This window comes from Croceicoccus estronivorus (assembly GCF_001625325.1).
Classification (GTDB): domain Bacteria; phylum Pseudomonadota; class Alphaproteobacteria; order Sphingomonadales; family Sphingomonadaceae; genus Caenibius; species Caenibius estronivorus.
Window position 1 is genome coordinate 139,841 of the sequence record NZ_JRQQ01000007.1, and the last position, 24,202, is coordinate 164,042.

General features: G+C 59.5%; 23 protein-coding genes. 17 read left to right on the forward strand and 6 right to left on the reverse strand.

Features of this window, described 5'->3' with window-relative positions:
• Positions 1–8 precede the first annotated feature (8 nt).
• The 4 genes from MB02_RS12005 to MB02_RS12020 are packed head-to-tail and all read right to left on the reverse strand — an operon-like array spanning position 9 to position 3,842.
• Positions 9–1,430: a glycosyltransferase family 2 protein gene (locus MB02_RS12005; protein ID WP_067537654.1), complete on the reverse strand. Its 1,422-nt coding sequence runs from the start codon at positions 1,428–1,430 to the stop codon at positions 9–11.
• The gene (locus tag MB02_RS12010; RefSeq protein WP_067537656.1) at positions 1,427–2,380 is read right to left on the reverse strand and encodes a HEAT repeat domain-containing protein; all 954 of its coding nucleotides are present in this window, start codon (positions 2,378–2,380) and stop codon (positions 1,427–1,429) included. The genes MB02_RS12005 and MB02_RS12010 overlap by 4 nt, the downstream gene beginning before the upstream one ends.
• Before the next feature lie 3 nt (positions 2,381–2,383).
• Positions 2,384–3,466 carry a YaiO family outer membrane beta-barrel protein gene (locus MB02_RS12015; RefSeq protein WP_067537658.1) on the reverse strand — a complete coding sequence of 361 codons (1,083 nt, stop codon included), beginning with the start codon at positions 3,464–3,466 and terminating at the stop codon, positions 2,384–2,386.
• Positions 3,453–3,842 carry a response regulator transcription factor gene (locus MB02_RS12020; RefSeq protein ID WP_067537660.1) on the reverse strand — a complete coding sequence of 130 codons (390 nt, stop codon included), beginning with the start codon at positions 3,840–3,842 and terminating at the stop codon, positions 3,453–3,455. The genes MB02_RS12015 and MB02_RS12020 overlap by 14 nt, the downstream gene beginning before the upstream one ends.
• Positions 3,843–4,209: 367 nt before the next feature.
• Between MB02_RS12020 and MB02_RS12025 the strand changes: the two genes are divergently transcribed.
• On the forward strand, positions 4,210–4,962 hold the full coding sequence (locus MB02_RS12025) for an SDR family NAD(P)-dependent oxidoreductase (RefSeq protein ID WP_235829498.1): 753 nt from the start codon (positions 4,210–4,212) through the stop codon (positions 4,960–4,962).
• Between the two features lie 93 nt (positions 4,963–5,055).
• On the opposite strand, the gene MB02_RS12030 is transcribed toward MB02_RS12025, so the two are convergent.
• Entirely contained in the window at positions 5,056–5,859 is an 804-nt protein-coding gene (locus MB02_RS12030) for a lipid II flippase Amj family protein (RefSeq protein WP_067537663.1), read from the reverse strand.
• Between the two features lie 127 nt (positions 5,860–5,986).
• Here MB02_RS12030 and MB02_RS12035 point away from each other — a divergent pair, with 127 nt between their 5' ends.
• The 8 genes from MB02_RS12035 to MB02_RS12065 all read left to right on the forward strand — a co-directional run bounded on the left by MB02_RS12035 (position 5,987) and on the right by MB02_RS12065 (position 13,796).
• On the forward strand, positions 5,987–7,726 hold the full coding sequence (locus MB02_RS12035; RefSeq protein WP_067537665.1) for an SLC13 family permease: 1,740 nt from the start codon (positions 5,987–5,989) through the stop codon (positions 7,724–7,726).
• Between the two features lie 60 nt (positions 7,727–7,786).
• Positions 7,787–8,245 (forward strand): RrF2 family transcriptional regulator, encoded by a 459-nt coding sequence (locus tag MB02_RS12040; protein WP_067537668.1) that lies wholly within the window; start codon positions 7,787–7,789, stop codon positions 8,243–8,245.
• Between the two features lie 103 nt (positions 8,246–8,348).
• Positions 8,349–9,401, forward strand: coding sequence for a sulfate ABC transporter substrate-binding protein (locus tag MB02_RS12045; RefSeq protein ID WP_328585423.1), 1,053 nt, complete (start codon positions 8,349–8,351; stop codon positions 9,399–9,401).
• Between the two features lie 18 nt (positions 9,402–9,419).
• Positions 9,420–10,295 (forward strand): sulfate ABC transporter permease subunit CysT, encoded by an 876-nt coding sequence (cysT, locus tag MB02_RS12050; protein WP_268872970.1) that lies wholly within the window; start codon positions 9,420–9,422, stop codon positions 10,293–10,295.
• Complete coding sequence (gene cysW, locus MB02_RS12055; RefSeq protein WP_067538043.1) at positions 10,292–11,134, forward strand: sulfate ABC transporter permease subunit CysW; 843 nt, start codon at positions 10,292–10,294, stop codon at positions 11,132–11,134. The genes cysT and cysW overlap by 4 nt, the downstream gene beginning before the upstream one ends.
• Positions 11,131–12,183, forward strand: coding sequence for a sulfate/molybdate ABC transporter ATP-binding protein (locus tag MB02_RS12060; RefSeq protein WP_082826158.1), 1,053 nt, complete (start codon positions 11,131–11,133; stop codon positions 12,181–12,183). The genes cysW and MB02_RS12060 overlap by 4 nt, the downstream gene beginning before the upstream one ends.
• A complete protein-coding gene (locus MB02_RS17475) occupies positions 12,180–12,350 on the forward strand; it encodes a YezD family protein (protein ID WP_082826159.1) in 171 nt (56 codons plus the stop codon). The genes MB02_RS12060 and MB02_RS17475 overlap by 4 nt, the downstream gene beginning before the upstream one ends.
• A 60-nt stretch (positions 12,351–12,410) precedes the next feature.
• A complete protein-coding gene (locus tag MB02_RS12065) occupies positions 12,411–13,796 on the forward strand; it encodes an alginate export family protein (protein WP_235829499.1) in 1,386 nt (461 codons plus the stop codon).
• A 41-nt stretch (positions 13,797–13,837) separates the two neighbouring features.
• On the opposite strand, the gene MB02_RS12070 is transcribed toward MB02_RS12065, so the two are convergent.
• The gene (locus tag MB02_RS12070) at positions 13,838–14,866 is read right to left on the reverse strand and encodes a metallophosphoesterase family protein (protein ID WP_067537675.1); all 1,029 of its coding nucleotides are present in this window, start codon (positions 14,864–14,866) and stop codon (positions 13,838–13,840) included.
• Positions 14,867–15,137: 271 nt separating this feature from the next.
• Between MB02_RS12070 and MB02_RS12075 the strand changes: the two genes are divergently transcribed.
• The 8 genes from MB02_RS12075 to MB02_RS12110 all read left to right on the forward strand — a co-directional run bounded on the left by MB02_RS12075 (position 15,138) and on the right by MB02_RS12110 (position 24,169).
• Positions 15,138–16,346: a TetR/AcrR family transcriptional regulator gene (locus tag MB02_RS12075; protein WP_067537678.1), complete on the forward strand. Its 1,209-nt coding sequence runs from the start codon at positions 15,138–15,140 to the stop codon at positions 16,344–16,346.
• Positions 16,347–16,579: 233 nt separating this feature from the next.
• Positions 16,580–17,464, forward strand: a complete 885-nt coding sequence (locus MB02_RS12080) for an alpha/beta fold hydrolase (protein ID WP_067537680.1) — start codon at positions 16,580–16,582, stop codon at positions 17,462–17,464.
• On the forward strand, positions 17,461–19,278 hold the full coding sequence (locus tag MB02_RS12085) for a long-chain-acyl-CoA synthetase (protein ID WP_067537682.1): 1,818 nt from the start codon (positions 17,461–17,463) through the stop codon (positions 19,276–19,278). The genes MB02_RS12080 and MB02_RS12085 overlap by 4 nt, the downstream gene beginning before the upstream one ends.
• Positions 19,279–19,281: 3 nt before the next feature.
• Positions 19,282–20,460 (forward strand): acyl-CoA dehydrogenase family protein, encoded by a 1,179-nt coding sequence (locus tag MB02_RS12090; RefSeq protein WP_067537683.1) that lies wholly within the window; start codon positions 19,282–19,284, stop codon positions 20,458–20,460.
• 16 nt (positions 20,461–20,476) lie between these two features.
• Positions 20,477–21,439, forward strand: coding sequence for a bifunctional MaoC family dehydratase N-terminal/OB-fold nucleic acid binding domain-containing protein (locus tag MB02_RS12095; RefSeq protein ID WP_170304724.1), 963 nt, complete (start codon positions 20,477–20,479; stop codon positions 21,437–21,439).
• Positions 21,440–21,442: 3 nt separating this feature from the next.
• Entirely contained in the window at positions 21,443–22,597 is a 1,155-nt protein-coding gene (locus MB02_RS12100; RefSeq protein ID WP_067537686.1) for an acyl-CoA dehydrogenase family protein, read from the forward strand.
• Positions 22,587–23,003 carry a MaoC/PaaZ C-terminal domain-containing protein gene (locus MB02_RS12105; protein WP_067537688.1) on the forward strand — a complete coding sequence of 139 codons (417 nt, stop codon included), beginning with the start codon at positions 22,587–22,589 and terminating at the stop codon, positions 23,001–23,003. The genes MB02_RS12100 and MB02_RS12105 overlap by 11 nt, the downstream gene beginning before the upstream one ends.
• Entirely contained in the window at positions 23,000–24,169 is a 1,170-nt protein-coding gene (locus MB02_RS12110) for a lipid-transfer protein (protein WP_067537690.1), read from the forward strand. The genes MB02_RS12105 and MB02_RS12110 overlap by 4 nt, the downstream gene beginning before the upstream one ends.
• The last annotated feature ends 33 nt before the right edge of the window (positions 24,170–24,202 follow it).

Below are 24,202 nucleotides of genomic sequence, written 5' to 3' on the forward strand. Positions count from 1 at the left end.
GCTGCGGGTCAGTTAAAGCCGATGCGTGGGACGGCCGACCAGCCCGTTTCCTTGCGCAGAAACCGGGCAACGCCGCTCAGCCGAAAAACCAGGTTTGCCTGACGGTATCCGAAGTTTTCGATGATCGCGGCCAAGGCGATCTTGAAAAGATCGCGTGCGCTGGAAGTGCGTTTCAATTGTGCCTCTTCCAAAGCCAGTGTGCCGAAACTCAAAGCAGTGCCGAAAACGAACGTCAGCGCCAGGAAAGCAAGCGCAAGCTCTGGTGAAAGGATCCCCAGCGCCCATGCCGCCGGTATCACGAGGTAGCCGATCAATTCGGCAGGCGGTCCGATAACGTCCTCGATCACCAATTGCGGCAGCATGAGCATGCCGATCTTCCCGTAGCGCGGATTGAAAATCATGCGCTTGTGGGCCTGCAGTGTTTCCAGCGCGCCCTGTTGCCATCGTGCGCGCTGGTTCCGAAGGCCGACGAGCGAGATGGGGGCTTCCGTCCAGCACACGATTTCGGGCACGAAGCCGATATGGTAGGGAATGCCGCGTTCGCGGCAATGCCGATGGATGCGCAGGACGACTTCCAGATCCTCGCCCACCGTGTCGTGCCGGTAGCCTCCGATTTCGACCAGTATGGAGCGTCGAAAGAGGCCAAAGGCACCGGAAATCAGCAACAGCGCATTGAACTCCGCATTGGCGACGCGGGCAGTGAGAAATGCGCGCAGATATTCCACCACCTGGAAACGCGCGAGCCACTCACGCGGAATACCGATCCGCTGCAAGGAGCCGCCACGCACTTCGCAGCCATTGACCACACGAATGGCGCCGCCAACCGCCATGAGTTTCCCTTCATCCATCATGAAGGGTTCGGCCGCCCGCAGCAGGCCGTCGGTCTCGATGATCGAATCTGCGTCTATAACGCAGACAAGCGGTGTCTGGGCGAAACCGATCCCCGCATTCACGGCGTCGGCTTTTCGCCCGTTTTCCTTGTCGACGACAATCAGATTGCGATGTGTCTGGGAACGGTAAACGCCCAGAATTTTTGTTTTCTGTAACTGTGCAATCTGTGGCCGATCGACAGGGATGAGTTCGAAGTCCTGTATCAGCTGTTTCAGCGTCTGGTCGCCCGACCCGTCATTGACCACGATTACTTCATGTTCGGGATACTCCAACGCCAGCAATGCGCGCACGCTTTGCGTGATCGACAGTTCTTCGTTGTAGGCTGGCGCGATCACCGAGATCGGCAGGGCCAGGTCCACACCGCGCGACCAGAGGTCGATCAGTTTTGAAGTGGGTCGGGGGCGTGACCAGAACACCCAACCGGCAACGGCCAGTTGGATGACACTGACCAGATTGCGGATCAACACGATCAGGAAACATCCCCAGGCGAGCCAAAGTATGCCGGTGGCGGCCAGGCCGAGCCATTCGTCCGCTGTCATGCCTTGCGTCCTTCGAGCAATGACAGTGCATCTCTGGCGCGGATCTGTACCCAGATCGAGCCTTCCTGCGCCAGCTCTTCAAGCTTTGGACGGGCATTCTGGAAACGCAGCTTTGCGACAGTCTGTGCCGCCTGCATGCGCACGAAATCGACAGGGTCCGATAGCAACCGCAGTACATAGGGTTCACAGCGCGGATCGCCGATATGCCGCGCCGCGCGCATCGTCGCCGCACGTACTTCGGCATCGGGATCGTTTGCCGCGCGTTCGAGTTCTGCGACGTCATGCAAATCGCCACTGTTGGAGAGCGCTTCGATCAACATCGCCCGCATGGCTCCGCTTGGCTCGTCTTCGAGAAGCTGGCGGATCTGTTCGGGATGCGATGCTGCAATGGAAGAAAACAACGCCAGATGCAGGCGTGTTGGCCGTTCGCTGCTGATCGACAACAGGGAAATGATGTCGCGGACGGAGGGCAGGGCTTCCAGACGGGCCAGCGCGCTTGCCGCCTCCAGGCGAATGGACATATGCGGTTCGTTCGCCAACAGTTCGTTCAATGCCCTGATGCACTGAGGGCTGCCGAACTGTTCGAGTGTCAGGATCGCTTCGGACCGCTGCGCGGCACGACCGTTCCTGGCAGTCTTCACGGCCTTTTCAAACAGTCTCTCCTCATCCGCCAGCGCCAGCAGCTTCTCCCGGTGTTCCCCACGCACGAGGCGCATCAGATGGGCGACGGCCTCCAGCCTCACGGCAAGGGGGAGATGATCGGTCAATGCCGCGACACTCTCTTCCTGACCTTCGACGCGCGTGAGGTAGGCTTGTACGGCGGAACGTCTCAGGTCTTTCCGTTTGTCACGGAGATGTTCGTCAAACCAGCGATGCGCGATCAGTCCTGCCAGCAGGCAGCCCATGACCGCCAGCGACAGAAGGGAGATCTGCAAGATGAAAGAGGCCACGGCTCACTCGCCAAATCGCCAGCCAAGACTGATGGTCGCGGCCTTGCGTTTGTAGGTTTGCGCCCGTTCCTCATATTCCAGGGCCCCGCGCAGTGTCAGCTTTTGCGAAAGCGGCAGCGATATTCCGGTGAAGATGGAACGGACCTGACGAGTCACGCCTGCTTCCGTATCCGGATAGGTCGCAGCGCCCAGGAAGAGATTCCCTTCGTCAGCCAGCCGATAATCAGCGCGCCCGGATGCGCCGCTGCGGTGGCCGCCATCGCTCTGAAACAGATTGATCCATTGGGCGGTGAGAGAGAGCCGGTCGGTGGCATTGAAGCGCAGGGCCGGGCGCACGACGACGACCTCGTTCTGCGCGTATTCAGCGTAGCGGGCGTCCGCAATCACTGTGACCTTTTCTGATAAAGGCAGCTCGCCACCGGCCGCGAGGCTCCACTTTTCGCGAAAGTTCGCGCCTGGCGTTACCGATGCCGCCACAAAGGCGGTGCCCGAGCCGATGCGGTGATCCAGTCGCAAGCCTAGCCGTGTGTCCGAAACGCTCCGCTTCTCATAGTCGGCGCTGGCCGCCAGTGTAGTTGCGTCGTTAAGTTTGCCATACAGGCTCGCGCCCGCACTCCGCCACGTCGCGGATCTGCCGTTTGTGAAATCGATACCGGACAGTCCGGCATAGACGGCCATCCCGCCTTTCCATCCGCCGGTGTCGCCTGCCTTCGCACGATCCAGTGCTTGTTGCAGCTCGGCCAGTCCCGGATAACCCGGTGCGCGGGCCTGCAGCGTGGAAGCCTGTCTTGCGGCGGCCTCCTGTCGCCCGATCCAAAGAAGTATGTAGCCGCGCACCAGCAGGAGGTCGTTGTCTTGCGGAGCAAGGGCTATGGCCCGATCGATCGTTGCCAGTGCCCCGTTCAGATTGCCCTCAGCCGCTTGGGCCTGCGCCAGCCGTCGCATGATGTCGGTGTTCTGCGGGTCATTCGCAGCCTGAGCAGCGAGTGACTCGATCGTTTCATGCTGGCTGGCATCCTGTGCATGAACAGCTTCGGGCGCCGCGGAGAGAACCGCCGCTATCAGAAGCGTTCTAGCGCGCGGCACGGCTGGCCCTGTACTGGCGCAGCAAGGCTTCGACACGGGCGGCCAATTCCTGCGGGCGGAAAGGCTTGGTGATATATTCGTTCGCACCCAGGTTCAGGGCATTTACGACATCGCTTTCGCCCTTGCGGGAGGTCAGCATCATGATCGGCAGATCCTGAGTAGCACCATTCTCCCGCAGGAGGCGCAACGCTTCGACGCCGCTTAGGATGGGCATCATGGCGTCCAGAATGATGAGATCGGGCTTCTCGCTCTGGGCAAGCCGAACGGCAGTCTCGCCATCGTTTGCGACGAGAAAGCTGTGCCCATCACTTTCGAGGCGGTGACGGACCAAATCGACGAGAATATCATCGTCGTCGGCGAGGAGGATCAAAGCCATGGGTAATTTATTCGGATGTGTAACGAAACTTGTAAAGGCTGATGGTGTTGAGATTTGTGAGAATTCATAGTTTTATCCCCCTAATCTCGACGAACTGAGATATTTGAACGCTCACTGAAAGCAGATTTCAGACCTGAACAACGATGCGGTAAAGGGAAGATGACGCAGCGGGTCGAGCTGTTTCAGAGCCTTGACACATCGTTTCGCATTCTCTGTTGTCCCGGACAGGAATGATCCAAAAACCCCCGCAGGTGTTTCTCTTCGATCTTCACACGGTGGCTTCACCGGTTTAGTCGCATGACGAACCTGTCGGATCACGCTGCGCAATTGCGATCGGTTGTTTTCCACAATCGGAGGGAGAGGAATAATGAAACTACTCGAGGATCGGATTGCTTTTGTGACAGGTGGAGCCAGCGGTATCGGGCATGCTGCGGCATTGGCCTTCATGCGACAGGGGGCGTGGGTTGCGATAGCGGACAACAACAGCGAAGCGGCCCGTCAGGTCACATCCGAACTGGAATCTGCAGGCGGCAAGGCGATGGCGATCACGCTGGATGTTACTGATGCCGATGCTGTGAACATGGCCGTGGACCAAGTTGTCGGCGAATGGGGCGGCATCGATTGTGCGTTCAATAATGCCGGTATTGCTCTGGAAGATACCACTACCCCATGGGGCGATCATGCGATTTATGACCGGGTGGTTTCCATCAATCAGCGGGGCGTGCTCAATTGCATGACTGCGGAGCTCAAGCACATGGCCGCTGCGGGCAAGGGGGCAATCGTCAATACCGCGTCGATTGCGGGTGTCGCGGGAACGCCGACCGCTGCCTATTGTGCCAGCAAGCATGCCGTGGTCGGGCTGACCCGTTCGGCGGCATTGCAATACGCGGCCGCAGGCATTCGCATCAATGCCGTTTGTCCGGGGGCCATTGAGACACCCTTGCTGGCAGAATCCATGAAAGATCCGGAGTCTGCCCGCATCATCTCTTCGATGCATCCGATGAACCGGCTGGGACAACCGCATGAAGTGGCGGATGCGGTCATTTTCCTCTGTTCCGAATGGGCGAGCTTCGTAACCGGGCACATGCTGGCCGTGGATGGCGGCTACCTTGCGCGATAGCCTATAGTCATCGGGATGGCGGCACTGGCCGTGAGTCTGGCTGGTCGCTGCCGATGGTTTGCGCCACTTTTCGGTGAATTGGATTTCGGGTAATCAGAATCCTTGCGCTGCAATGACTACCAGCCATGCGGCTGGCAGAAACAGGAGTTGGGCTATCACGGTGCCGGCAATGCGGCTCAATGAAAGCCAGACGATAGTACGGCGGAAAATCGGCTCGCTGACTTTCCCGGCGATCACATCGTCGGTCATGACCGAGAGTTGGGGATCGATAAGGATGAAAAGCATCAAGGTGGCAAGACCGTTCACTATTGCAGATAGTTGCGAGGCCGTGACCCGGTATTCCGGATAGAGATAGCCAGCGTAGAGTGAAGCGATGACGCCAACCGTGAGCAACGCCTGCGCCAGGACATTGAGCACGATAACCTGCCACGATACGCCACGAGGCTTGGTCAGATCCTTGATATGGGTGAGGTGCGGGGCAGTTGCCGTTTTTCGCAGATAACTCACGCCGCCGCGCGCAAATGCGTGAAGCAGCAGGCGTGAGATTGAACGATGTTCCTGAAACTGTCCGATTGCGCTGCAAAACCACCGCTGGGCAGTAGGGATCAGCAAAGTGCCAGCAATTGTTGCGCCCGTTGCGGATAGCAGGACAAGTCTGAAATCGCCAAGCAAGTGCTCTCCTGTCCCCTGAGCCAGCGCGCTTTCGATACGGCTTGCCAGAAACGGCCCAAGGAAACCGTTTGAGAGACGCGAAAGCAGGACCAGCACGTTAAACAGCGCAAACGACATTGCGATCCGTCCGGTTCTGATGCCTGCAATGCGGGCGGCATAGGCCAGTGCCCCGATCAACTGAATCGCGAAAGTGAGGCTGCAGATGACGGCCAACTGGATATCCACCGGGACTCACTCTTCTTAACCGATAGGGAAACTAGGTTTTAGACGCTTGGTGTGTTTATAGCTATTGGTCACAAGTACCCGATGGATGGCAGGCACGCGTGATTCCCGATTTCGGACAGACCCCATCATGACATTCGCACAGGTGGCGATCATCGCAATCCTGGTCGGCATGCTGATTGCCTACGCGATGGAGCGGATCCGGGTGGAACTGGTTGCCCTCTGCGGTCTCGGGCTCGGCTTCTTGACCGGCGTTGTTCCGATGCAGAACGTCTTTGCGGGTTTTTCGAGTTCCGCGGTGATAACCGTCATCGAAATTCTGCTGGTTGTGTCGGCATTATCGCGGACGCGAGTGATCGACGGTTTTGCTCGGCGGATTGTTTCACGCGTTCAAGGGGAACGGCCGGTCTTGACGGTATTGTGCCTGTCCGGTGCCGTCGTTTCCATATTCATGAACAATATCGGCGCGCTCGCGCTGCTGTTCCCGGTTGCGATGTCCATTTGCCAGCGGCTGGATTTGCCCCCCGCGCGCGTGCTCATGCCGCTGAGCTTTGCGACTTTGCTGGGCGGCATGTGGTCGCTTACCGGGACACCGGCCAACCTGGTAGTCAATCAGTGGCTGATCGGCGATACGGGCAGAGCCTTTGGATATTTCGAACTGGCCCTGCTCGGGGCGCCGCTCACACTGGCTGGCCTGATATGGATCATAGCAGCTGCACCGCGAGCCTTCGCGGGGTTCTCCGACAGCCCGCGATCTGCCGCTTATGCCCCACCTCAGATCGTGGCTGAACGCCGTATTCCTGCTGGCTCGTCACTCATCGGCAAATCACTTCCCTGGCTGGAGGAAGAACGCGGCCTGTTCGTGCATGGGGTCTTGCGTCAGGACGTCCACGTATTCGCGCGACGAGCGGATATTGCGCTGGCCGCAGGCGATGTGGTTCTGTTGGAGGCCGACCTGGCCCTGCTCGACGATCTTGAGCAGGCAGGGGTGCTGGAAGCGGTACATGCCGCCGGAGAAACGGCGGAACGGCAGGAATACATAATCATGCCGGAGAGTCTCTTGCTCGGCTCTCGTATCGGCAGCGTCCATTCCTTTGCGGAGCATTCACTGGATGTGGTTGGCCTGACAAGCAGGCGAGGCAGGATTGAAGGGCGCTTCGAAGAATTGCAGATCGGAATCGGCGACGTGCTCGTCCTGGCGGGCGAACGTGAAAGTCTGCGTCAGGTCGAAATTGAATGCGGCCTTCTGCCGCTGTCATCGCGCACGTTCGCGCGGCTCAGCGGGCCAGCGGGGCGCAGCGTTGCAATCTTTGCCGCAGGCGTGTTGTTGACCGCCTTCAATCTCGTTCCTCCGGAAATCGCCTTCGGGGCGGTAGTACTGGCTCTGGCCCTTGCCGGAAGCTTGAATCTGCGCACCGCGCTACAGGATGTGAACTGGAGTATCGTGATCCTGCTCGCTTGCATGATCCCGTTGGGGCTGGCCGTGGAGGATACGGGCGCGGCGCGCGTCATCGCCAACGAAATTGCGGTCTATCTTCCGGCAACGCATCCGTTGGTGGTTGCCGTTACCATGCTGCTGCTGGCGGTTATCATCACGCCATTCATCGACAACGTATCGACTGCAGTCGTGCTGAGCCCGATCGCGACAGGTCTGGCATCGCGGATGGGCGCCCCGGTCGAACCGTTGCTTATGGCTGTGGCGATCGGGGCCTCTCTCGATTTCATGACCCCCTTCGGCCATCACAACAATACGATCGTCATGGGTGCGGGGGGCTATCGGTTCGTTGACTTTCCCCGTTTCGGTTTCCCACTGACGATCCTTTGCCTGGTGGTTGCCATCATCGTTCTGTCTTTCATGTTACCCGGATGACCGATTGCAATAAATGCTTTTGCGCTCTAAATGTCGACTTTATAAGTAGGGAATTGATCTGTGATTTCGAACAAGGCGAAATATGCTTTTCGGGCACTTCTGACCGTTGCCGCAGCTCCGGAGGGAGAGGCGTTGACCAGCACCGAAATCGCCCGCCGTCATGCAATTCCCCATAAGTTTCTCGAACAGATACTGCTCGACCTCAAGAAGGCGGGTATCCTCGAAAGCCGCCGGGGGAAGAGTGGTGGTTACATCATGCTTCGCCCCGCAGACACTATTACTTTTGGCGAAGTTCTGAGGATTTTTGAAGGTCCACTTGCGCCATTGCCCTGCCTTTCACGGCAAAGCTATCGCCGCTGTGAGGACTGTGCCAGCGAGGCGAACTGCGAGATCAGGCGCGAATTCGCGCGCGCATATGATGCCAGTCGTCAGGTGCTCGATTCACGCACTATTGCAGATGCCCTCGCCAATGTTCCCTACGACGATACAGGGGAGGATCAGCAGCGTCTCGCAGGCTGAATCAAGAGAGGTCTTGCATATCCCTATTTAGCAGGTAGAGATAAGGGGGATTGTCCTCCGGCTCTTGGACAAGTGCGTCCGGCCTGAACAGGGAGAATGCGAAGTGAAGATTTCCGGAAAGTGCCTGCCGTTCACTGTTGCGCTGCTTGGCGCTGCCCTGCTGGCCGGCTGCTCAGGTGGCGCCTCGCGAGGTGAGGCTGGCGAAGGCGGCAGCAAACGGATCGAGATACTGAACGTATCCTATGATCCCACGCGTGAACTCTACGAGGAGATCAACCCGAAGTTTCAAGCCCGATGGAAGGCCGAAACCGGAGAGGATGTCACTATCAACATGAGCCACGGCGGTGCGGGCAAGCAGGCGCGAGCGATCATGGATGGTCTTGATGCCGATGTGGCCACTTTGGCCCTTGCCTATGATATTGATGAGATTGCGGAAAAGACACCGGCTCTGTCAAAGGGCTGGCAAACGCGGCTCCCCAACAACAGCGCACCTTATACTTCTACGATCGTCTTCCTTGTGCGCAAGGGCAATCCGAAGGGGGTTTCCGACTGGAACGACCTGATAAAGCCGGGCGTCGCCGTGATTACGCCTAATCCGAAAACCAGTGGTGGCGCCCGATGGAATTTCCTCGCCGCCTGGGCGTTTGCCAAGGGCAAGTATGGTTCAGATACGGCAGCGCAGGATTTCGTCAAAAAGCTCTACGCCCATGTTCCGGTGCTCGACAGCGGTGCCCGTGGTGCGACCACTACGTTTGCTGAACGGGGGATTGGCGACGTTTTGCTTACGTGGGAAAACGAAGCCTTTCTCGCTCGGAAGGAACTGGGCGAGGACAAGTTCGATATCGTGGTTCCTTCGCTCTCCATTCTGGCGGAGCCGCCGGTCACAGTGCTTGACGGAAACGCAAAACGGCACGGGACGGAGAAAGTGGCGGAAGCCTATCTGCGGTTCCTTTATACGCCTGAAGCTCAGGATATTATTGGAAAAAATTACTACCGCCCGGTCGATCCGGCTGCTCAGAAGAAATTCGCCGATGTCTTTCCGAAGGTGAATCTGGTGACGGTCGATCAGGCTTTTGGTGGCTGGCAGGCCGCGCAGAAGCGCTTCTTCAGTGACGGCGGCATATTCGACCGGATTTTCGCCGATGGTCGAAAGTGAGCCGTGATGGAAATCGCATTGAAAGAACCTTTCGCAGCGCGGCGCACACATGCGCAGCCAATGGCCACGCGCACCAGAAAGTCCATCATTCCAGGGTTCGGCCTGACCATGGGTTTCACATTGGCATGGCTGTCTTTGATTGTCCTGCTGCCGCTCAGCGCCTTGTTTCTAAGGGCGGCAGGCCTGGGCTGGAGCGACTTCAAGGCGGTCGGTTTTTCTGATCGCGCGATGGCTGCCTACATCGTCAGTTTCGGCACTGCCTTTGCCGCTGCAATCGTCAATGGTGTGTTCGGCCTGCTAACGGCTTGGGTTTTCGTGCGCTATGACTTTCCCGGCAAACGCCTGTTGAATGCGATGGTCGACTTGCCATTCGCGCTGCCAACGGCGGTGGCGGGCATTGCGTTGACTACTCTCTATGCCACCAACGGTTGGATCGGGCAGTTCCTCGATCCGCTTGGAATACAGGTCGCCTATACGCCACTTGGCATTACGGTCGCTCTCATCTTCGTAGGTCTGCCTTTCATCGTGCGTTCGGTCGAACCGGTGCTCGCCGACCTCAGCGTTGAAGTGGAGGAAGCGGCTCTCTCACTGGGCGCGCGGCCCTGGCAGGTTTTTCGCTACGTCATCCTGCCGGCCATCACGCCTGCACTGCTGACTGGTTTCGCGCTCGCTCTGGCCCGTGGGATTGGGGAGTATGGCTCCGTCATCTTCATCGCGGGCAATATGCCCTACAAGTCCGAAATCGCTCCTCTCCTGATCGTTACGCAGCTGGAACAGTTCGACTACGGCGCGGCGACAGCCATCGCCACCGTCATGCTGCTCGCATCTTTCGGAGTGCTTCTGCTCATAAATGTGGCGCAGGCGTGGAGCCGGCGAAAGGTGGTGAACTCATGAGCGTCTCTGTCCCATTTCGCGGGGACCGGATGGTCCGGATCGCGTTGACCCTTGCCGCAACTGCGTTTGTAGCGCTTTTTCTGCTCCTGCCGCTGATCGCAGTGTTCGTGGAGGCTTTGTCCAAGGGAGTGGCGGTGTTCGTCGCCGCGCTGACCGAACCGGATGCTCTCGCCGCGATCAAGCTGACGCTGCTGGTGGCCGGGATCAGTGTACCGCTCAACGTCATTTTCGGGATTTGCGCCGCTTGGGCAATCACCAAGTTCGATTTTCCCGGTAAAAGCTTGCTTATCACATTCATCGACCTGCCGTTTTCCGTTTCGCCGGTGGTCGTGGGCCTTGTCTATGTCCTGCTGTTCGGCGCGCAGGGCTGGTTCGGCCCATGGCTGATCGAGCACGGAATCCGTATCATTTTTGCGGTCCCTGGCATTGTGATGGCGACAGTGTTCGTGACGTTTCCCTTCATTGCGCGCGAGCTTATACCGCTGATGGCGGAACAGGGACGTGACGACGAGGAAGCGGCCCTTTCGCTGGGGGCTGGAGGTTTGCAGACGTTCCTGCGCGTCACCTTGCCCAACATCCGCTGGGGCCTGCTCTATGGCGTCCTGCTCTGCAATGCCCGGGCCATGGGAGAGTTCGGGGCGGTATCGGTGGTGTCCGGCCACTTGCGCGGACTGACCAATACCATGCCGTTGCATGTGGAGATCCTCTACAACGAGTACAACTTTACGGCCGCTTTCGCAGTTGCGTCGCTCCTGGCCCTGCTGGCGCTGCTGACGCTCGTCCTCAAATCCACGCTCGAATGGAAATTCGACTATTCGCATGGGAGTGTCCGGCATTGATCGCCTTGCATAATATTTCCAAACGCTTCGGTACGTTCGCTGCCCTGAATGGCGTAGATCTGACGGTTCGGGACGGAGAGTTTCTCGCGTTGCTGGGGCCTTCCGGGTCGGGCAAGACCACGCTTCTGCGGATCATGGCAGGGCTGGCCTTCCCGGATCAGGGACAGGTGCGTTTTCACGGAGAGGATGTGACTGCCCTTGGGGTCGCGGACCGCAAGGTTGGTTTCGTGTTCCAGCACTATGCGCTGTTCAAGCACATGACCGTCCTCGACAATGTCGGCTTCGGGCTTTCGGTGCGGCCCCGTAAAGAACGTCCGCCAAAGGCTAAAATCCGGTCACGCGCGCGTGAGCTTCTCGAACTGGTCCAGCTCGGTGGTTTGGGGGACCGTTATCCTGCGCAGCTTTCCGGCGGCCAGCGTCAGCGGGTTGCACTGGCGCGCGCCCTTGCCGTCGAGCCGCAATTGCTGCTGCTGGATGAGCCCTTCGGAGCGCTCGATGCGAAAGTTCGCAAGGAATTACGGCGCTGGCTCCGCCAACTGCACGAGCAGATGGGGCTGACGTCGATATTCGTCACGCATGATCAGGAGGAGGCGCTGGAGCTTGCCGATCGGGTGGTCGTGATGGAGCAGGGGACAATCGAGCAGGTAGGTTCGCCGGAAGAAGTCTACATGACACCGAGCAGCGGGTTCGTCTCGCGTTTTGTGGGCGACAGCAACAGCTTGCCGGTGGATCTGTTCGAAGGGAGCGCATATTTCCACGAACGGCCTATCTACCGACTGTCCGGAGAGACCGGAAATGGCGGAGCGCGGCTTGATTTTCGGCCTCACGACGTGGTGCTCGATGCCGGTGGGGCGGACGCCCTGCCGTTGCTCGTGACGGGAGTCTATCGACGCGGCGGGAGTTGGCGGGTCGAGGGCACGGTGGATGGTTCCAGCCGCATCGTGGAAGTCGACGTTGTCGCTGACGCCGCTCCGCCGGCGATCGGCAGCCGTCTTGGTTTGTCTATCAAACGTGCACGCCTGTTCGCTGCAAATGGTGCGCCACAATGACGGAGTTTTCGCAATCAGACGCCAAAGGCAAAAACCTGGAAGAGAGCTTGGGCGAGTTGCGGAAAGCGCTTCTGGGACTTCGCTATGGCAATGTCGCCGTCACGGTCCATGAAGGACGGGTGGTGCAGATAGACGTTACCGAAAAGAAGCGCCTCGGAGCTTTTTGAGCGCTTTCGACGCTGACCGGACCACCGGAGGCTTCGCGATCTTAGAGAAAGGATGAAAAGATGATCGCACGCCTGTTATCCGGCCCATGCATCGCCGCGCTTGCCATTGTGGTCAGCCCGGCAGAGGTCCTGGCTGCCGATGAACCCTGGACGCTGCAGGAAGCGCTGGGTGATCCCGCCGATTTCAAGATCACCGCAAGTGTTCGTGTTCGCTTCGAAGCGTTGGCGAACCAGTTCCGTCCGGGGCTGGACGAGAATGCCGAATTGTTCACGATACGAACTGCGATCGCGGCGGAATACCGCACGGGACCGGTCCGTATTGGCGGGGAATTGATCGATGCGCGAGCCTATGGCGCAAGCACTGGAAGCTCTGTCGGTACAGGTGAAGTCAACACGTTTGAACCGGTGCAGGCCTATATCGGTGCCGATTTCGGGCCTGTTTTCGGGCCGGGTAGTTCTGCCAGTCTGGATGTCGGGCGCTTCGTGCTCGATCTGGGAGGGCGACGGCTGGTCGGGCGCAATGGTTTTCGCAACACGACCAATGCATTTACAGGTCTGAAACTTGCGGTTCGCGGCAGCGCGAGGGAACAGCTCACGTTGTTCTATACCTACCCCCAACAGCGCCGCCCTTCTGGCAAGGCCGACATTCTGAACAACAAGGTGCAATGGGATCGGGAGGGCCGCGATCTGCTTTTCTGGGGCGGAATCTTCAGCAAGGGGCAGGCCCTGGGGCCCAATAACCTGGACCTATATTTCTTCGCGCTCGATGAGGATGACCGGGCCGGCCGGAATACGCGTGATCGGCATCTCTTTACACCCGGTGTGCGGATCTATCGCGATCCGGCGCCGGGCGTGTTCGATTACGAGTTCGAGTATGCCTATCAGTTTGGTCACATCAGCGAGAACTCGTCTCCTGACGCGCGCAAGCAGGATGTGTCTGCCCATATGCTGCACGCTGAAGTCGGCTACAGTTTCTCCGGGCCGTGGCAACCGCGTCTGGCGCTCGAATATGATGTGGCGACTGGTGACGGCCCTGATGGGAAATACGGCCGTTTCGACAGCCTGTATGGTCCGCGACGGTCCGATTATGGCCCAACCGGCATTTACGGACCTCTGGGGCGCAGCAATATCAACTCACCGGGAATCCGCCTTGCGGTAAAGCCATCCAAACGATGGGATGGCTTCGTTTTCTATCGTGCAGCCTGGCTGGAGAGCGGGACTGACAGCTTCGCCAGTACGGGCATACGGGATGGATCGGGGGAATCAGGCAGGTTTGCAGGGCATCAGGTGGAAGCTCGTGTCCGCTATTGGCTTCTTCCCGGCACGTTGCGGCTTGAAGCCGGTGGTGCGGCGTTGATCCGTGGGCATTTCCTCAGGGAAGCGCCCAACCGCAATCGTTTCGGTGAAACACTGTACAGTTATGTCGACGTGACACTGACGATATAAAGCAAACCGACGCAGTGCCGCCGCCGACAGGAGCATCCGGGCTATTTGGCGAGTGGCTGATGACTTTCCCCTTCGCGGTCGAGAATACCTGTCAGCTTCAGCAGGCTTATCGAAGGGGCATCGTCGTTTTCGAGAGTGACCCATGCCAGATGGTCCATCTCGCCGGGGCCATGCTGGTGCGATACGGCTCCGGCCGTGCCCATGGTAATATAGTCGCGCCCGTTGCGCTGTTCGTAGGCATAATAGTGATTGTGACCGGCAATGACTGTGTACCCTCGGTCGCCCAATGCGGTTTCTATCTCGGTGAACTGCGCTGAATTGAGTTTCCAGGCTGGTTTGTGCATCAATACGAACGTCCAGCGGGCGTCAGCGTGCCGGCGAAGGACGTCGATCGCCCATTGCACTTGTTTGTCGCTGAAACGTGCGCTTTCCATCGCTTTCATAGCAGGGTCGGAGGCCCCACTTGCGCGTTTGGCGTTAACGTCTGCCAGCGCTGCGCCGAGCTGTTCCTCCGCACCTTTCGGGTCGACTTTCATTGCGGCTGCCAGTTGATGAAATTGGGCGGCGAAAGCCGGAGGCATGTCAATAGGCGGATCTTCCGTGTCAAGTACGAGGAACAGGGCGCCTTTCCATGTGAAGGCATAATACGGCTCGCCCCGCTGCCGACGCCAGCTATCCAGCATCAACTGGTTGCCAAGATCGTGGTTGCCGGCAACGAAGAAAAACGGAGTGCGGGTTGCCGCGATGGCGGCGTCGATTTCGTTCCATTCGCGCGCCAATTCCGCCGCATCGGACGTGTAGCCTTCGATCAGATCGCCGACATTGATAACGAATTCCGGCCGCAATCCATCAGCCTGCTTTACAGCCTGTTCGAACACACCTGGTCGGGCGAGCCCGGTGCGGTCGCCGATTACGATAAACCGGATCGTATCGGGATCGGATCTGGGCGGCTCGGTCCAGCCGACCGCCTCTTGCGCGGGGGCATCGGGCACAAAGGCAGGATGATCCGCGTGTGCCGCTGCGGATGTGGTCAAAGATGCCGCAGCCAGAGCCATAAGGCCCGTTTTCATGCATTTTGCTATCATCTGGCCTATCCCTTTCTTCTTCCTGGCGGGGGTTTTGAGATTTGTTTTAGATTGGGCGTTGCTTAACGATACAATACACTCGTTTCAATGTGGATTGTGCGTACCGGAGGGTAATCCATATGGAATATTCCCATAGATCAGAGATAAATGTGAGGAAATACCTCGTGCAATCCGGCCTTCTGAGAAAATACAATACGAATGTTTTTCCGGCGCCGTGTATTTGGTGAGCTGAAGACTGTTCTGCTAGGGGCGAGCGATGGCCACGACAAAGACGGTGGATCTGATTCTGGATGCCGGCATGGCTCTGGTCGCCGGGGCTGGGCCTGATGGCGCCAGCGTTCGTGCGATTGCGGATCGGGCGGGTGTTTCGGCCCCTGCCGTGCAACATCACTTTCGCGCCAAGGAGAGTTTGCTGCACGGAATATATGCGCGGGCTGTGGATTGCCATTTGGAGGTTACCGCAGCAGCGTTGCTGCCTGTGGTTCTCCCGCATGCGGAACGCGTGGCAGAACCTGCCCGTCAGGGTGTAATCGTCGAAATGGCGACATCGGTCATGCAGGAATGGCTGCGTGAAGAAGGGCGCGCGACTCTTACGTCGGTGATCCTTCATCTTCTCGTCCATGCGGTCAGAGATGCGTCCTATGGTGATCTGGCCTCGCGGTGGCTGGCAGGAACGGTAACCGCTTTCGAAAGTGTCGGAGTGGCGGGAACGGGTGATGCGCAGTTTCTTGTCGAGCTGCTGATCGGCGCTGCACTGGTGAGCGCGCCGGGGCGGTTCCGCTGCGAGAATGACATATTGAATCGCGAACTGTTTCGCTCTGCCTGCGGCGCACGCGATTGGGATGGTGGATTCTGGCTGGAACGGTACCGGACCAGGCATGAAAGAACTCGTCCTGACAGTGACCCGTCGGGAGAAGGGGAAGGCCTGTACGCGCGTCTGCTGGACGTTTGCGTGGCCCTGACGGCTGAGGTGGGCGCGGATGCGTTGAGCTATCGGAAGATTGCCGCACGCGCCAAAGTGGCGCCTTCGTCGGTCTTGTATCATTTCCCGAACCGCACCGGATTACTGATGGCGCTTTATCGAGAGGTCCACAGGCGCTTTATGTTGGCGGCGGGCACGGAGGAGGTCGAGCCACGCGCCCAGGCGGCCCCTGCGGCGGGTCTGTTTGCCAAGCTGATCGTGGATGAGATGGCGGGTGAAGCGCCTCTGTTCCTTACATCGTGTGAATTGTTCCTGGCCAGTTGGCGTGAAATGGAATTGGCGCCTGATGCCCTGTTTATGCGTCTTGAACGGGGAAAGATGCACGGGGTGCCTCAGTTGTCCCCAAGCGAGAGACAGCGGGCGCACTTGCACTCAATCTGGTCGCTGGGACTGGCGCTGACTCAATACTCCCACGCATCCTCTCATCGTTCGCGAGACGTCGAGCTGAGGTTGCGTGATGGAATGCGTTTCCTTGATGACTGATCTCGTTCAAGTGCACTTGCCAGCGTAGCGCATTCACCAGCGAGGGGCGGCCGTTTGCGAAGCGCTGGAACGATAAGGCGATTCCCAATCATGCAATTTTTATTGCATGGGCCAATTTTATGAAAAGAGCCCAAAGGTGGCCGTGACAGGCTGCGCCGCCTTGTTGCCTCCGGTGCGGTACTCTACCGTTTGCCCCAACAGAAGACGCCAAGCGTAGATATTCGGGTAGAGTGATGCAGGCTGAAATCGTCAAATTTCCCGTTGCGGCGGGCATTTCGCTTCAGGCGGACCGGTTCGGTCCGCAAGATGGCTTGCCGGTAATCCTGCTGCACGGCGGCGGGCAGACGCGATGGTCGTGGGGCGCTACCGCACAACACCTGGCGCAGCATGGTGGCGGGCAGACGTTCTGTGTCTATGCCGTAGACATGCGTGGCCATGGGCAAAGCGACTGGTGCCCCGACGGTCAATACTCACTCGATCATTTCGCCGACGATTTGCGCGCGCTTGCGCGACAGATGCCGGCCCCTCCAGTCATCGTGGGGGCCTCTCTTGGTGGCCTGTCGGCGATGTTGGCGTGTGGCGAGGATCCCCAGGCGCCGTGCGCCGGGCTCGTGCTGGTCGACATCGCTCCCAGGATGGAGGCGCACGGTACGCAGCGGGTCGGCACTTTCATGCGGGACACCATGGATGGATTCGATACTCTCGAAGAAGCATCGGAGGCTGTCGCTGCCTATGCTCGCAACCGCGAACGGCCCAGCCGGCCGGAAGGCTTGTTGAAGAACCTGCGTCGCGATGACGATGGCCGCTACCGCTGGCACTGGGACCCGGCCTTCATGAGTGCGGGAAGCAAGCAGAAATGGGATCCGGAAGCTCTGGAGCGAAGGCTGATGACGGCAGTCGGGCGCATTCCCGGTCCGGTCATGGTGGTCCGCGGAAGCGAGAGCGATGTCGTCAGTCGCGAGACAATGGATCATCTCAAACAGGCGCTGCCGCATGTCGCGCAGGCCGAAATATCTGGAGCCCGCCATATGATAGCCGGTGATGACAATGCCCGCTTCAATGAAGCGATCCTTCCGTTCCTGCTTGCAAATGCGGGTGGGCAGGAGGTTGGCCGATGAGCGTCGATAGCCCGCGCCCTTCGCGCCAGGAAAGTATGGCCCGCTTCATGAAGGGCGCACAGCGCGTGGCAGGGTTCACTCGCGACATGCCCTACCTCGTTCCCGACCGGCTGGAGGAACGGGCCAAGGACAGCGCCGATGTGCCGTTCATCCTGTTCGAGGAGCAGCGCATTACTTACGCGGAGGCCAACCGCCGGGCCAACCGCATTGCGAATGCCGCACGCGCCCTGGGCTGGAAGCAGGGCGATGTGGTTTCGCTGCTGATGCTCAACCGGCCGGAATTCGTGCTGACTTGGCTGGGGCTGTCCAAGGCGGGAATCGTTACTGCGCTGATCAACACCAGCGCCACCGGCGAGGTGCTGCGCCATGCCATGACGCAAGTGAATTCGCAGGCGGTGATTGTCGACAGCGACCTGATCGGTGCGCTCGATACTCTGGACGGGCCGGTTGGCATTCCGGTGTTGGTGGATGTCGAGGCGGGCAAGGACTTCGCACCGGCTGATGGGCAGCAGGACTTTGCCCAGTTGGTAGCTGCCGCCTCCGATGAAAATCCGCCAGCGGAATGGCGCCAGGGCCTGGTTGCGGCAGACCCACTCTATCTCATCTTCACATCCGGCACGACCGGCCTGCCAAAGGCAGCGAAGATGAGCCACCTGCGCTTCCTCAATAGCGGGGAGATGATGGGTGGCCTGATGGAATTCAACAAGGACAGCGTATTCTACTGCGTCCTGCCGCTCTATCATGGCGCCGGGGGCATGGTCGTTCCTTCGGCCGCGCTGGCATTCGGTGTGCCGTTGCTGTTGCGGCGAAAGTTCAGCCGCTCAGGTTTCTGGCCGGATGTGCGGCGCCATCGAGTGACTGCGGCCTACTATATCGGCGAAATCATTCGCTACCTGATGGCGAGCCCGCCGCAGCCGGACGATCGTGACCACACCTTGCGCAATATGGCGGGGGCCGGGCTGAAACCCGATATCTGGCGGGCATTCGTCGATCGCTTCGGGATCGAGAATATCTTCGAAGGTCTGGGTTCGACCGAGGCCAATTACGGAATTACCAACGTCGACAACATTGTCGGTTCGGTAGGGCGCATCCCCTATCCGGAATACAGCAATATCCGGGTGCTTCGCTGGGACGTGGATGCCGGTGAGTATGTGCGGGATGCCGAGGGCCGCCCTGTGCTGGCGGGGCCGGATGAAGTTGGCGAACTGGTCGCCGAAGTGCTTTACGGCAACGATCCGGCCGGTTTTTTCGAAGGCTATACGTCTGCCGAAGCCACCGAAGCCAAGCTGCTGCGTGGTTTGTTCAAGCCTGACGATGCCTGGATGAAGTCAGGTGATCTCATCCGTATCGACGAAGACGGTTATGTGTTCTTCGTCGACCGGGTGGGCGACACGTTCCGGTGGAAGAGTGAGAATGTGTCCACTCAGGAACTGGAAAATGTCCTGTCCGCATTCCCGGGAATCGACATGGTCAACGTGTATGGCGTGCGGATACCGCAAACCGAAGGGCGCGCGGGCATGGCTGCGCTGACTTTCGAGGAGGGTTGTACTTTCGATCCGGCAGCCTTCTATGCCTTCGCGAGCGCAAGGCTGGCCTCTTATGCCGTGCCGGTCTTTGTTCGTCTGTCGGCCGCCGCAGACATGACCACCACTTACAAGCTCCGCAAGGGGCCGCTTCAACGGCAGGGCTATGACCCCGCGTTGACTGGCGAGCCTGTCTTTGTCGTCGACCCGGATGCGCGGACATATGTGCCGGTGACAGGCGAGGTGCTCGAACGCCTTGGCATCGCGCCGTTCGAACAGGAAGGAAACTGACCGATGCGCGTCGAATATACGGATGAACAGCGCAGCATACGCGCGGAGTTTCGCGCTTATCTGGACAAGCTGGTCACGGATGAGGTTCGTGCGGAGACGCTGGGAGCCGAGGGGGGGCCGCTTTATCGTGAAACGATCCGCCAGATGGGCCGCGATGGCTGGCTGACCCCCGGCTGGCCGGCCGAATATGGTGGCAAGGGGCTGGACCCCCGCATGCAGAAGATCCTGCTGGAAGAGCTCGTTCTTGCTGCCGCGCCTTTTCCCTTCGTGACTGTCAATACCGTGGGGCCGGCGTTGATGCGGATGGGAACGGAAAAACAGAAGCAGACCATCTTGCCGAAGATAGCCGCAGGCGATCTGATTTTCGCCATTGGCTACTCCGAGCCGGGAGCGGGAACCGACCTTGCCGCGTTGAAGACCCGTGCAGTGCGGGAAGGGGACCAATACCGCATTAACGGGCAGAAGATCTTCACCAGCGGTGCGGAAGGCGCGGATTATGTGTTCCTTGCCTGTCGTACCGATCCGGACGCGCCGCCGCACAAGGGTATTTCGATCCTGATGGTCGATACGCGGGATCCGGGTTTCTCATTTTCGCCCATCGTCACTGTCGGCGGCATCCGTACCAATGTCAGCTACTATCAGGATGTGATGGTTCCGGCAGACATGCTCATCGGGCAGGAAAACGGCGGCTGGCGGTTGATTGCCGAACAGCTCAATCATGAACGGATCGGGCTCGCAGCGCTGATCTATGCGGCGCACGGCCATTTCGACCGGGTCGTCGCGTGGGCGAAGGAAACGCCAGCCGGGGCAACCGGCGCCAAGGTAATCGACTTGCCCTGGGTGCAATCTGCATTGGCCGAAGCCTATGCCCAGTTGCTCGCCAGTGAAACGATGGGCAACCGCGTGGGCTGGGAAGTGGCTGAGGGCTCGACCAAGCCGGACCTTGCCGGCGGGGTAAAGGTGTTCGGCACCGAAGGCATGATCAAGGTCATGCGTCTCCTGCTCGATGTTCTGGGTGCGGCCGGCCTCGTGCGGACGGGTTCGCCCGGTGCCTTGCTGCAAGGGCGGATCGAACGCGAATACCGGCTTTGCCAGATCAACACATTCGGTGGCGGTGCGGTGGAAGTGCTGCGTGACATGGTTGCGCAGTTCGGGCTCGGCATGCCGCGTGCGCCGCGCTGAGGAAGAGGTGATCGAAATGAATGATGTGAGCGATCTTTACACCCGCGCCCGGACGTGGATCGGCAAGGAAGCCGGCAAGCCCACCATGGCGCGTGATGTGGTCAACGTGCCGATGATCCGCCGTTGGTGCGAGGCCATGGGCGAGGAAAATCCGATCTATGTCGATGCGGAAGCCGCCCAGGCCGAAGGGTTCCCGGGACCGGTCAGCCCGCCCGCCATGCTGGAAGTATGGACCATGGCGCGTTATCGCCCCGGCGGACGCCTGCCTGAGGAGGGTATCCCGGTCCTGAACCTGTTCGACGAGGCCGGTTACACCGGTGTCGTGGCGACCAATATCGAGCAGGAATATGATCGCTATCTGGTCGAGGGCGACCGGGTATCTTATACCGCGATTGTCGATGATGTGTCTGAAGAAAAGCGCACCGGTCTCGGCATCGGGCATTTCATAACCATTCGCTATGAATTCACGGACCAGAACGGGGGTCCCGTGGGGCGGATGCTGTTCCGTGTGCTGAAGTTCAAACCCAATCTTGCGCAGGCGAAAGCCCCGGCGACCGAGAGTGCGGGCAATGAATTCCCGCACCCGCGCCCGGCAATCACGCATGATAACGCCCATTATTGGGAAGGCATCGCGAAGCGCGAACTGCTGATCCAGAAATGCAGCGATTGCGGCCATCTTCGCCACCCGCCGGGCCCCGGCTGCCCGCAGTGCCAGTCGCTGGAATGGGAAACCGTAAAGGCGTCTGGCAAGGGTACGCTTTACAGCCATGTGACCATGCATCACCCCCGGCTGCCGACATTCGACTATCCTCTGCCGGTACTGCTGGTGGAACTGGAAGAAGGCGTGCGGATCGTAGCCAATGGCATTGATCTGCCTGCAAGCGATCTGACCATTGGCATGCCGTTGGAACTGGACTTCGTGGAAGTCGAACCGGGTTATCTGCTGCCGGGCTTTCGGCCCGCCAGGACGGGGGGCTGATCCATGGAATTTGCTCTCAACAGCGATCAGGAAGCGATCGTCGAACTCGCCCGGAATATTCTGAGGGACCTTTGCGGGGATGAACAGCTGCGGGCTTTTGCTGCATCGGCGCAATCCTACGATGCGGACCTGTGGAGTTTGTTGGCAGAAGCAGGGCTTACCGGCCTTGGCATTGAGGAAGATCTCGGCGGCACCGGTTTCGGCATGATCGAAACGGCGTTTCTGCTTGAGCAGGCAGGGGCCACGCTGGCTCCGGTGCCGTTGCGCGAAACGCTTGTCTGCGCACAGACGCTTGCCATGGTTGGTGGCGCGCATGCGGCGCTGATTGGCGAGGCCGCAGCGGGCCGGGCCATTCTGGCAAGTGCCTGCGATGAAATCGGTGCAGCATGGCAAGCGCCTGAAACTCTCGCCACGCGCGATGGCAATGGCTGGCGTCTGTCTGGCGTGAAGTCGGCCGTCGCCTGGGGGATGGAAGCAACTGCAATTCTGCTGTCCGCTCGTCTTGAAAATGAAGGCGGAGTCGGCCTGTTCGTGGTTCCTGCGGATAGTGCAGGATTGCGTCGGGACGCGCAGACCGGGACGGACCTGACCCCGCTTGCCTTGCTCAATCTCGAAAATGTGCATGTTTCCGGTGATGCGTTGCTTGATGCAGGGGAAGGGGCCGCCGATCTGCTGCGCTGGCATCTGGGCCGGATGCGGGTTGCTTTGTCAGCCAGCCAATTGGGAATTGCAGCGGAGGCTTTGCGGCGAACAGCCGCCTACACATCCGAGCGTATACAGTTCGGGCGTCCCATCGGTTCGATGCAGGCCGTCCAGCAACGTGCCGCGGATGGTTACATCGATGTCGAGGCGATGCGCTCCACCACGTGGCGTGCGGCATGGTTGATCGACCAGGGCATTTGCGACGATGCGGAAATTCTCGCCGCCAAATACTGGGCTGCCATCGGCGGACACCGGGTGACGCACACAGCGCAACACCAGCATGGCGGGATGGGAGCAGACATTACTTATCCTATTCATCGCTTTTTCCTGGCCGCGAAGGCGGTCGAATCCGCTCTCGGTGGTGCGCAGCCGATGCTCGCTGAACTGGGTGCAGCCATTGCCGCGGGCCGTGCCCGCCCGCTTTCGGCCATTGGTGGAGGTTTCGATGCAGTTTGAACAGATCACGGAAGGCGCCGCGCTGCCTGAATTGGAATTTCCGGTTACGGCGTCGGCCATTGTTGCCGGGGCATTGGCCACAAACGATTATGAGAACGTCCACCACGACAAGGCCGCCGCAGAGGCGACCGGCGTGCCGGATATCTTCATGAACATCCTGACGACCAATGGGCTGGTCCAGCGCTATGTCGGCCAGTGGGCAGGGCGCAGTGCGCGCGTGCGGAAAATCGCAATCAAGCTGGGCGCACCGAACTTCGTGGGCGATACCATGCGGATCAACGGCTCTGTGAGCCATGTCGACCAGGCCAAGCGTGAAGTCGCTGTGACCGTTTCCGGTCGAAACCGGATCGGCGAGCATGTCGGCGCCACCGTTACTCTTCATTTCCCTGAAAGGAATGCGGCATGAACGCTCTCTCGGGCAAGGCAGCCATCACCGGGATTGGCGCGACCGAATTTTCCAAGAACAGCGGGCGCTCCGAACTGCGCCTTGCGGTCGAGGCCACGCTGGCGGCATTGGCCGATGCCGGAATCGATCCGGAGGAAGTCGATGGGCTGTCCACCTATACGATGGACAACAATCCGGAAATCGAGCTGTTTCGGAACATCGGCGGACGGGACCTGAAGTTCTTCAGCCGTATCCATTATGGCGGTGGCGCGGCCTGTGCGCCGATCATGCATGCGGCGATGGCAGTGGCGACGGGCGTGGCCGAAGTGGTCGTCTGCTACCGTGCGATGAACGAACGGTCTCAATATCGCTTCGGCGCCGGTTTTGCGCCGGATGCAACGCCGACCGCGGAAATCGCGCATTATGGCTATTATGTGCCGTTCGGCCTGATGTCGCCGGCCAGCTGGGTGGCGATGTCTGCCCGGCGCTATATGCACGAATATGGCGTAACGTCGGAAGACTTCGGCCGGATTGCGGTCGGTTTCCGGGATTTCGCGGCGACCAATCCGAATGCGTGGTTCTATCAACAGCCGATTACGCTGGAGCAGCATCAGGCATCGCGTTGGATTGTCGAGCCGCTACATCTGCTGGATTGCTGCCAGGAATCTGACGGGGCAGTGGCAGTGGTCGTTACTTCCGCTGAACGTGCGCGAAAATTGCGGCAGCCGCCGGTCATCATCAATGCTGCGGCTCAGGGGGCCTGCGACGATCAACAGATGATGACCAGTTATTACAGGCCTGACGTGGCGCGCCTTTCCGAAATGGATCTGGTCGCCAATCAGCTTTACGCGATGGCAGGGTTGGGGCCTGATGATATTCAGGCGGCAATCCTCTACGATCACTTCTCTCCGTTCGTTCTACCCCAGATCGAAGCCTTCGGGTTCGCTCCGCAGGGGCAGGCAGCGGACTTCGTGCGTGAAGGGAACATCGCGCGGGGTGGCCGGTTGCCGGTGAATACCAATGGCGGCCAGTTGGGCGAAGCATATATCCACGGACTTAACGGCGTGGCCGAGGGCGTCAGGCTGGTGCGCGGGCAAAGCGTCAATCAACCTGGCGATTGCCGTAATGTCGTCGTGACGGCAGGAACCGGTGTGCCAACGTCCGGACTGATCCTGACTGCCGGTTGATTCGGGTGCTATGAATTGCGGATCGTTTTGCAA